At 58.3% G+C, this 9,771-nt stretch carries 9 protein-coding genes; 2 read left to right on the forward strand and 7 right to left on the reverse strand.

Annotation, left to right across the window (positions count from 1 at the left end):
* Positions 1-271: 271 nt before the first annotated feature.
* The 4 genes from CF161_RS06565 to edd all read right to left on the reverse strand — a co-directional run bounded on the left by CF161_RS06565 (position 272) and on the right by edd (position 5,459).
* Positions 272-1,741 (reverse strand): ATP-binding protein, encoded by a 1,470-nt coding sequence (locus CF161_RS06565; RefSeq protein ID WP_020295780.1) that lies wholly within the window; start codon positions 1,739-1,741, stop codon positions 272-274.
* Positions 1,731-2,462, reverse strand: coding sequence for a response regulator (locus CF161_RS06570; RefSeq protein ID WP_020295781.1), 732 nt, complete (start codon positions 2,460-2,462; stop codon positions 1,731-1,733). The genes CF161_RS06565 and CF161_RS06570 overlap by 11 nt, the downstream gene beginning before the upstream one ends.
* A 217-nt stretch (positions 2,463-2,679) precedes the next feature.
* Complete coding sequence (locus CF161_RS06575; RefSeq protein WP_020295782.1) at positions 2,680-3,636, reverse strand: glucokinase; 957 nt, start codon at positions 3,634-3,636, stop codon at positions 2,680-2,682.
* Positions 3,633-5,459, reverse strand: a complete 1,827-nt coding sequence (gene edd, locus CF161_RS06580; RefSeq protein WP_020295783.1) for a phosphogluconate dehydratase — start codon at positions 5,457-5,459, stop codon at positions 3,633-3,635. The genes CF161_RS06575 and edd overlap by 4 nt, the downstream gene beginning before the upstream one ends.
* Positions 5,460-5,681: 222 nt before the next feature.
* Between edd and gap the strand changes: the two genes are divergently transcribed.
* Together gap and CF161_RS06590 are read left to right on the forward strand one after the other, a co-directional pair.
* Positions 5,682-6,686: a type I glyceraldehyde-3-phosphate dehydrogenase gene (gene gap / locus CF161_RS06585; protein WP_020295784.1), complete on the forward strand. Its 1,005-nt coding sequence runs from the start codon at positions 5,682-5,684 to the stop codon at positions 6,684-6,686.
* A 42-nt stretch (positions 6,687-6,728) separates the two neighbouring features.
* On the forward strand, positions 6,729-7,193 hold the full coding sequence (locus CF161_RS06590) for a methylglyoxal synthase (RefSeq protein WP_020295785.1): 465 nt from the start codon (positions 6,729-6,731) through the stop codon (positions 7,191-7,193).
* Positions 7,194-7,351: 158 nt separating this feature from the next.
* Here the strand turns inward: CF161_RS06590 and CF161_RS06595 are convergent, their stop codons facing one another.
* The 3 genes from CF161_RS06595 to CF161_RS06605 all read right to left on the reverse strand — a co-directional run.
* Positions 7,352-8,107: a hypothetical protein gene (locus CF161_RS06595; RefSeq protein WP_020295786.1), complete on the reverse strand. Its 756-nt coding sequence runs from the start codon at positions 8,105-8,107 to the stop codon at positions 7,352-7,354.
* A gap of 68 nt (positions 8,108-8,175) precedes the next feature.
* Positions 8,176-8,964, reverse strand: coding sequence for a hypothetical protein (locus CF161_RS06600; protein ID WP_043228737.1), 789 nt, complete (start codon positions 8,962-8,964; stop codon positions 8,176-8,178).
* A 103-nt stretch (positions 8,965-9,067) separates the two neighbouring features.
* A partial coding sequence (locus CF161_RS06605) for a pesticin C-terminus-like muramidase (RefSeq protein ID WP_020295787.1) occupies positions 9,068-9,771 on the reverse strand: 704 nt, incomplete at its 5' end.

The raw sequence follows: 9,771 nt of genomic DNA on the forward strand, positions 1-9,771 counted from the left end.
ACGGCAAATGTCACCAAGCGGTGACATAACCACCGCGCTGTGCAGATGGTGCTTATGTGATCAGGAGAGATTGCTGGACAACGAAGCTCTTTGTGGCGAGGGAGCTTGTTCCCGCTCGACGGCGCAGCCGGCGCAAAATCGCTGACGGCGGTGAATTGGGCAAACCCCGCAACCCCGGTTCAAGGTTGAAACCTTCGGTGCAGCGGCTGGCCCTCGCCACAGAGGGCGTGGGCTACTCAACCGGCCGATCCAACCCGCGCTCGACAGGCTCTCAATCAAACGAACGCGGCAGATACAGCGTCACCCGCAGCCCGCCTTCGCGCAGGTTCTGCAGGCTGACTTCGCCGCCGTGGCTGTGGGCGATATTGCGCGCAATCCCCAGCCCCAGGCCGTAGCCCTGCTGCTGGCCGGCCAGGCGAAAATGCGGCTCGAACACTTGTTCCAGGCGCTGTTCCGGCACCCCGGGGCCCTCGTCATCCACGTGCAGCATGAAGGCGTTTTCATCGTCGTCGATGTGCAGGTGGGCGTTCTGCCCGTACTTCAGCGCGTTGTCGATCAGGTTGCCCATGCAGCGCTTGAGCGCCAGGGGCTTGCCCGGGTAACCGGCCAGGGCCCGGCCCTGCTGGGTGACCCGACCGTTGCCATTGGGCGCGAGGTAGGGTTCCACCAGGCAATCGAGAACCTGATTGAGGTCCACCAATTCGATGTTCTCGTGGATGTCGGTGTCTTTCACACATTGCAGGGCGCCCTTGACCAGCAACTCCAGCTCGTCGAGGTCGCGGCCGAATTTGTTTTGCAGCTGTTCGTCTTCCAGCAGTTCGACCCGCAGCCGCAAGCGCGTGATGGGCGTGCGCAAGTCGTGGGAAATGGCGCTGAACAATTGGCTGCGTTCGGTCAGGTAGCGGCTGATGCGCTCGCGCATGGCATTGAAGGCGCGGCCGACTTCCACCACTTCGCTGCCACCGCCTTCGGCCACCGGCTCCACGTCCGCCCCCAGGGACATGTCCCGCGCGGCCCGCGCCAGACGCTTGAGCGGACGGCTCTGCCAGTGCACCAGCAGGCCGATAAACAACAGCAGGAAGCCGCTGGTGAGCACGATAAACCACACCTGCTGGGCCGGCAGACCCTGCTCCTCAAGGCTGGTATAGGGCTCGGGCAGCAAGGAAGCGATGTACAGCCATTCGCCGGGGGCCATCTGGATCTGAGTCACCAGCACCGGCGGGTTGACTGGCTCCAGGGTCAGCGCGTAGTGGGCCCAGGAGCGCGGCAATTCATCGAGCTTCAGGCCGCCGTTGAAGATCCGCAGGTCTTCGGGGCTGACAAAGGTCACCGAGATATCGGCCTCGTTGCCCAGGGACTGGCGCAGCACCTCGTCCACCGCCTTGAGCACCGCCTGCTTGCGCGGTGTCGGCGGCAGCACCTCCATGCCCAGGGGCTTGTCGTTGAGGGTCACCACAAACCGCGTGCCACCCATGCTGCGCAACTGGTCGAGCACCAGGGGCCGATAGGCCACCGGCAACGAACGCAGGTAACTGACGCTGGCGGTCATCGAATGGGCCAGGCTGCGGGCGCTGGTGACCAGGCCCTCAAGCTGGGTGGCGCGCAACTGCGAGACCCAGATCACGCTGGACAGGGCCTGGGCGAACAGCACCGCCAACAGCGTCAGGAGCAGCATCCGCCCCAGCAACGAACGCGGCACCGGGACCCGGGCCGCGAGACGCCGCAGGCCGTCAGTGAGCATTGCCGGCCACCACGTTGGCGGCCAACTGATAGCCACTGCCCCGCACGGTGCGGATCAAGCGCGGTGGCTTTTCGGTATCACGCAGGCGTTGGCGCAGGCGGCTGACCGCCATGTCGACGATCCGATCCAGGGGCATCAGGTCGCGGCCACGGGTGGCGTTGCCGATGGTGTCGCGATCGAGGATTTCCTGGGGATGGTCGAGGAACAGTTTGAGCAGGGCAAAGTCGGCGCCGGACAGGATCACTTCCTCGCCGTCGGTATGGAACAGTCGATGGCTGACCATATCCAGCCGCCAGTCGTCGAAGCACAGCACCTCGCCGCCGGCGCGCTCCTGGCCAAATTGCGCACGCCGCAACAGGGCCTTGATGCGCGCCTGCAGTTCCCGGGGGCTGAAGGGTTTGCCCAGGTAGTCGTCGGCCCCCAGCTCCAGGCCGATGACCCGGTCGGCTTCGTCGGAGCTGGCAGTGAGCATGATGATCGGCACCTGGCCCACCCGTGGGTGCTGGCGAATCCAGCGGCACAGGCTGAAGCCGTCTTCGTCGGGCAGCATCACATCGAGAATCACCAGGTCGCTCGGGGCCTCGTTCAGGGCCTGGCGAAAGCCGGCGCCATCGGCCGTGCTGCGCACCTGAAATCCGGCGCGGCTGAGGTAGGTCTCCAGCAGTTCGCGTATTTCCTGATCATCGTCAACCAACAAAATCGACTTACTGACTAAGCTCACTTGGTCGTCCTTGTTGTTAGGGTCTGCACGAAAACTACCTGCGCTTCGATCATGCTGCGTTAAAAACAGGTTCGGAATGCTCATGTAGGTCCCTACACTCCGCTTCCTCGCCTGTTTTTGCCTTGCCTGATCTTTGCTCGGCAAGCTTTCGTACAGACCTAAAGAGGGGAACGCGATTATGGCCTAAACGGCCCACCACAGGAGACCCTCGACATCCTCAGATCGCCGCCTGTTCCAACGCCACCCCGGCTCCGGTCAGGCCTGAATACGGCGCCGTCACCAGCCACACCGGGATGCCCTTGAAGTAATCGCTCATGCACCCCTTGTCGGCGAAACAGCGGGCAAAACCGCTTTGGATGAAAAAGTCGGCAAACCGCGGAATCACCCCGCCAACGATGTACACCCCACCGCGCGCGCCAGTGGTCAGCACGTTGTTACCGGCCACCCGGCCCAGCCAGCAGCAGAATTGCTCCAAAACTTCGACGGCTATCGGGTCGCCAGCCAACCCGGCAGCGGTGATCGCCTCCGGGGTGTCGAGCACGGCCGGATGCCCGTCCACCGCGCAGATCGCCCGGTACACCCGCGGCAAACCGCCGCCGCTAAGGGCGGTCTCGGCGCTGACGTGGCCGATCTCGTTGAAGATGTGCTGCCAGAGCTGGGTCTCCCGAGGGCTGCTCAATGGCAGGTCGACATGGCCGCCCTCGCCGGGCAAGGCCATCCAGCGCTGGTCACCGAGGTCGAGCAGGGTGCCGACCCCAAGCCCGGTGCCCGGGCCGATCACCACGGCCGGGCGCAACGGCTCGGGCGTGCCCGGGCAGACCTGACGAAACTCGTCGGGTTGCAGCCGGGTCATGCCCAGGGCCATGGCCGAAAAGTCATTGACCAACAGCAATTGGTCGACCTGCAAGGTCTGGCAGAACGCCTGACGGCTCAGGCGCCAGTGGTTGTTGGTAAAGCGGAACTCGTCGCCGCCCACCGGCCCGGCCACCGACAGGCACACCGAGCCGATCGAACCCGGGGCCAGGCCCAGGTCCTTCAGGTAGGCGCTGATGGCCTGTTCCGGGCTGCTGTAGTCCGCCGTCGCATGCACCTGGATCGAGTCCAGTTGCTGGTCTTTCCACAACGCGAACCGCGCGTTGGTCCCACCGATATCACCGACCAGGGACAGTTTCACTTAAGCGTCTCCAGGGCAGAGGTAAAGGCGCTGGCGCCCTGCTCTGCCGAGCTGAAGGCCATGCGCATGAAGCCGAACAATTCACGACCGCTGCCGACATTGTTGCCCAGCAGGCCCTTGGCCGGCTCGCGGGCCGCGAATTCAGCGGCGTCTACCTTAAGCTCCAGCGTGCCCTTGACGCCATCCACGCGAATGATGTCGCCATCCAGCACCCGCGCCAGCGCACCGCCGACCTGGGCCTCGGGGCTGACATGAATCGCCGCCGGGATCTTGCCCGAAGCGCCGGACATGCGCCCGTCGGTAACCAGGGCCACCTTGAAGCCACGGTCCTGCAGCACGCCAAGGAACGGGGTCATCTTGTGCAATTCCGGCATGCCGTTGGAGCGCGGGCCCTGGAAGCGCATGACGGCGACAAAATCTTTTTCCAACAGGCCGGCCTTGAACGCATCGGCCAGGTCCTGCTGGTCCTGGAACACCACCGCCGGAGCTTCGACGATCTGATGCTCAAGGGCCACGGCCGAGACTTTCATCACCCCACGCCCGAGGTTGCCTTCCATCACCCGCAGGCCGCCTTCCGGCGAGAACGCGCGGGCTACGGGGCGCAGGATGTTTTCATCGAGGCTTTCGATCGGGCCGTCGCGCCACACCAGCTTGCCGTTATCCAGGAACGGCTCCTGGGTGTAACGGCTCAGGCCACGGCCAGCCACGGTGTTCACGTCTTCGTGGAGCAGGCCGGCTTCCAGCAGTTCGCGGATCAGGAACGACATGCCGCCCGCCGCCTGGAAGTGGTTGATATCGGCTTTGCCGTTTGGATAGACGTGGGACAGGGTCGGCACCACCTCGGAGAGGTCGGCCATGTCCTGCCAGGTCAGCTGAATCCCGGCGGCCTGGGCGATGGCCGGCATGTGCAGGGTGTGGTTGGTCGAGCCGCCAGTGGCGTGCAGGGCGACGATGGAGTTGACCAGGGAGCGTTCGTCGACGATTTCACCAATCGGGGTGAACTGGCCGCTCTGCTTGGTCAGGCGCGTCACTTGTTGCGCCGCCTCATGGGTCAGGGCATCGCGCAACGGCGTGTTGGGGTTGACGAAGGACGAGCCCGGCAAGTGCAGGCCCATGACTTCCATCAGCAACTGGTTGGTGTTGGCGGTGCCGTAGAAGGTGCAGGTACCGGGGCTGTGGTAGGACTTCATTTCCGACTCCAGCAGCTCTTCGCGGCTGGCCTTGCCTTCGGCGTAGCGCTGGCGCACGTCGGCTTTCTGCTTGTTGGAAATACCCGAGACCATCGGCCCACCCGGGACGAAGATCATCGGCAGGTGGCCGAAGCGCAAGGCGCCCATCATCAGCCCCGGGACGATCTTGTCGCAGATGCCGAGCATCAGCGCCGCGTCGAACATGTTGTGCGACAGCGCCACGGCGGTGGACAACGCGATCACTTCGCGGCTGGGCAGGCTCAGTTCCATGCCCGGCTCGCCCTGGGTCACGCCGTCGCACATGGCCGGGGTGCCGCCGGCAAACTGGCCGACCGAGCCGATTTCGCGCAGGGCTTTTTTGATCTGTTCCGGAAAGTGCTCGTACGGCTGATGCGCCGAGAGCATGTCGTTATATGACGAAACAATTGCCACGTTGGCCGCGTTCATCATCCGCAGGCTGTTTTTATCGTCGGTGCCGCAACCGGCCACGCCGTGGGCAAAGTTCGCACACTGCAACCTGCCCCGTTGCGGGCCGTCGCTGGCGGCGTCGCGAATCAGAGCGAGGTAGGCCTCGCGAGTGCCGCGACTGCGGGCGATAAGCCGTTCGGTGACCTCAAGAACGCGGGGATGCATGTGTAGAACTCCAGGCTAACGGATGTGGCGACCTGTTTGTCTATGCTGATCAAAACGCCGTCAGGCCAGGAAGGCGCAGCGGTTTCTTGACCATTTGGACCAGTTGATTCAGGTCACTCGTTGTAGATAAGACAAAATATTGCCACTAAAAAGGCTTGTTTTCTATTTTTTTGCGAATAATCTTGTAATTCCAACAACAAAACCACGGCAGGCACTTTTCCAATGACTCTACGAATCGCAATCAATGGTTTTGGCCGTATCGGCCGTAATGTCCTGCGCGCACTTTATACCCAAGGCTACCGTCAGGACCTGCAGATCGTCGCCATCAACGACTTGGGCGACAGTTCGATCAATGCCCACCTGCTCAAATACGACACCGTGCACGGCACTTTTGATGCAGACGTGCAGCACGATCAGGAAAGCCTGACCGTCAACGGTGACCGAATTGCCGTCAGCGCCATCCGCAATCCGGCCGAGCTGCCCTGGGCCGCCGAGAAGATCGACGTGGTGTTTGAATGCACCGGCCTGTTCACCGACCGAGCCAAGGCCGCCGCCCATATCAGCGCCGGCGCCCGCAAAGTAATTATCTCGGCCCCAGCCAAAGGCGCCGATGCCACCGTGGTCTATGGCGTCAACCACGACCTGCTGCGCCAATCGCACCAGATCATCTCCAACGCCTCCTGCACCACCAACTGCCTGGCGCCCGTGGCCCAGGTGCTGCACCGCGAACTGGGCATCGAAAGCGGCCTGATGACCACCATTCACGCCTACACCAACGACCAGAACCTGACCGACGTCTACCACACCGACCCGTACCGCGCGCGCTCGGCGACCCAGAACATGATTCCAAGCAAGACCGGCGCCGCAGAAGCGGTGGGCCTGGTGCTGCCGGAACTGGCAGGCAAATTGACCGGCATGGCCGTACGGGTACCGGTGATCAACGTATCGCTGGTGGACCTGACCCTGTACCTCAAGCGCGAAACCACTGCCGACGAGGTCAACGCCCTGCTCAAGGAAGCCAGCCAGCACTCGAAGATCCTCGGCTACAACACCCTGCCCCTGGTCTCCAGCGACTTCAACCACAACCCGCTGTCATCGATCTTCGACGCCAACCACACCAAGGTCAGCGGCGGTCGACTGCTCAAGGTACTGGCCTGGTACGACAACGAATGGGGTTTCTCCAACCGCATGCTGGATAACTGCCTGGCCCTGTGCAACGCCGAATAAACACGGCACGGGAATAACCGACGTAGCGTGGAACAGCAACCGATGATCGGTATCAGCTTCACCGAAAAGACCATGGCGGCGCGCAAGCGCATCGCCCTGGTCGCCCATGACCACTGCAAAGTATTCCTCCTGGACTGGGCCGAACGGCACAAGGACACCCTCGCCGAACACGACCTGGTGGCCACCGGCACCACCGGCCTGCTGCTGACCAAACGCCTCGGCCTGCCGGTGCAAAGCATGATCAGCGGGCCCCTGGGCGGCGACCAGCAGCTCGGCGCACAAATCGCCGAACAGCGGGTCGACCTGCTGGTGTTCTTCTGGGACCCCTTCGAACCCCAACCCCACGACCCGGACATCAAGGCCCTGCTGCGAGTCGCGGCCGTGTGGAATATCCCGGTGGCCTGCAACGAGTGCAGCGCCGACTACCTGCTCAGCAGCCCGCTGATGAGCCAGGCGCATACCCATCGAATTCCCGATTACCAGGCGTACCTGGCTGGGCGTGGGTAAGTTGCTCGGTGATTAATGCGGCTTGAAGACGTGGGTACGGATAGGCAAACAGAAGAGTGCGATGTTCGAGTTACAAGATGAAGTACGAACATCAACAGCTGAAGTGATGGTGTTGATTGTATTGAAATAAAGATGGGCGATTTCGAAATCGCCCATCTTTAAAGGGACAAGTAGTTATCCCAATTACATTTGACTCCCCTGTCATTTTCCTTCCGCAAATAACCTGCACCTGCCGGATACAGCACCTGACTCATTAGAAGCTTAGGCGGCATATAGCTAATCACCCGACCATCCTCGGCCTGCAAGGCCGGATCGATATTTAACTTACGCAACAATATACCAGAGCTTGCTATACAGGCCTCAAGCAAAACCCAGCTCCCTTCATAGCTTCGCCATGAGGAAATATGATCCAGCCTTCTTATCAACTCACCCTCAACATCATATTCCGCCATACTAGCCACAAGCTCCTCTCCATCACCCTCCTCACTAAAATAGCTTACCCTAATAAATAGCACATAATAACTACCACCCATAAAGTATACATAAATCGGCTTAAAATCGTGATTACTGCCCTTTCTTAAATTGGCTCCGTCATGCATTTCAAACTCATACATCCCAAGCTGAAGGCATTGATTAGACAGTGACAACGAACTCGCACCCTTATAGAAAAAATCCATTTCAGTATGACTGGATTCGCTCTGGGGGCCGATAAGAGGATAGCTCTTGAACAGCCCAAAAGTGTTAATTGAAAACCCATCCTCAGCAACCGTTATTGCAGAACGCCGCAGACTGGCCTTACACGACTCGGCGTTTCCAGCTTCATTTATAGAGGGCGCGGTGGCTGAACAAGCCTGCATTCCGCATCCAGACGCTATTAAAAAAGAAGACACCATCAATAAAAACTTAGCGCTCATTGCATGACATCCTTCTACTTTTCGATCTGATGCACACGACGGCATCCCTCTATAAAATTAACTCGAAGCTATTGCTTGAACATATCGAGCGGAATTTGGCTTTGCTTTAGTTCGGGAACAATCAATATACAAGTTAAATCCAATGCCTGCTCGGCATTACAGCTAGCAGTTCGAATAGTCGTGGGAATTGCTATTTTTTCCGCCAACACACAGGTGAGGGCTTGAGCAGGAGAACTACACGTAGAGTTGAACCCCATAAGCGCGGCTTGAGCCCATCTTGCCGCGAAAGGATAGTAACTGTCCGCGTCATGCTGATCCCTCACAAACAAAATTATTTCCGGTCCTTTCATATAAACAGCCCGCTGCTCAAGCCGCCTTCTATATTCAGACATAGTCGTCACCCCATACTTTGAACTCCAAGAGTAGAGCGTGGGTATATTGGATGCCGCTCCGATCAGTTTAATCTCGTTATCACTGTCAAAAATGGCAATAGATTTGATCTCGGCCTGCCCCTCTTGTTTCCCCCAGAATATCTGGACACCACTTTCAGTTTTTAAATATCTTGGTGGATCTTGCTGAAAACCCACTATAATTCGCTCTGCAACAGATAGACTTTCCACCGTATCGGGACCGACTATACGGTAGCGATCTTCTCTGGAAAACCGCTCAATAGATAAAATCAAGTAAGAAAAATTTATATCAGAAACCTTACGACTGACATCTGCCGTCTCACTGAATGACTGAGTTTTACTCTCACTTATGTCCTTATCAGCTAGTACGGCGCCATCCGCATAAAGCTCGCAGCAGTTCAAAAGGAGTAACAGCGGGGCAATTGAAGCCAATTTATGCATACTCATTTCGTCATCTCAAATAATTTTCAGGAGCAGGGATTACCTTCCTCGGGGAGTTCGCCCGCATCGATAGCCTCCCTTAGAAGAGCCCCCTCTCTTTTTCTTCGGCTCAAGTATGGATCGGGACCAGATAGCAGCCAATCCGAAAGTATTCTCCATTTCCCGTCATACAACCCCCCCAAAATCTCTGACGAATAGGTCCCACACTATCATTAATGTAATATTGATATGCGAAGTCCAAAATTACGGTCTGAGCCTGAGAAGGGAGTTGTAGATACTTCATTTCGAGCCTGTTTTTAGCATCGAACAAGTTTGCAGTTTTGACTCTAAAATCAAATTTAAAAGCTTCAGCCATAATACTGGCTTGCGCTTCTGTGATGATCAGAGGGAGTTCGCTCAGCTTATTAACGGCCTGTATTTTTTTCAATGTAAAGTATGGAAAAATCTTACTTAACAGCAATGCTATGTCAACACCATTCACATTCCCGTACTGTGCAACGTAATTATTTAGGATATTTCTCGTCCCTATTAAAGACTGTTGGCCCAAGTCAATACCGGCACTTATCGTAACACCGCTTTGGCCGATGACTACGCCCGCACTGTTTCTAGGGACATATCCATTTAGTTCAAGTGCTCCTTCACTCTCCTCTAGGAAAGCGGTATTAATCCTCCATTCTTCTGTACATAAGCAGGCAAAATAGGCACTTAAACCTATCGGATGAAAGTGATAAACCTTCGCCCCCTCCGGCAATCCAATATCCGCCGCCACCTCCCCCCACCAACGCAATTTCATTACACAGTTCTTTTCCGCTT

The organism is Pseudomonas sp. CF161, from assembly GCF_000416215.1.
GTDB lineage: Bacteria > Pseudomonadota > Gammaproteobacteria > Pseudomonadales > Pseudomonadaceae > Aquipseudomonas.

Coding starts and splice junctions, on each gene's coding strand:
- CF161_RS06565 (WP_020295780.1), bottom strand. CDS start 1,741: ATGCTCACTGACGGCCTGCGGCGTCTCGCGGCCCGGGTCCCGGTGCCG.
- edd (WP_020295783.1), bottom strand. CDS start 5,459: ATGCATCCCCGCGTTCTTGAGGTCACCGAACGGCTTATCGCCCGCAGT.
- gap (WP_020295784.1), top strand. CDS start 5,682: ATGACTCTACGAATCGCAATCAATGGTTTTGGCCGTATCGGCCGTAAT.
- CF161_RS06590 (WP_020295785.1), top strand. CDS start 6,729: ATGATCGGTATCAGCTTCACCGAAAAGACCATGGCGGCGCGCAAGCGC.
- CF161_RS06595 (WP_020295786.1), bottom strand. CDS start 8,107: ATGAGCGCTAAGTTTTTATTGATGGTGTCTTCTTTTTTAATAGCGTCT.
- CF161_RS06600 (WP_043228737.1), bottom strand. CDS start 8,964: ATGAGTATGCATAAATTGGCTTCAATTGCCCCGCTGTTACTCCTTTTG.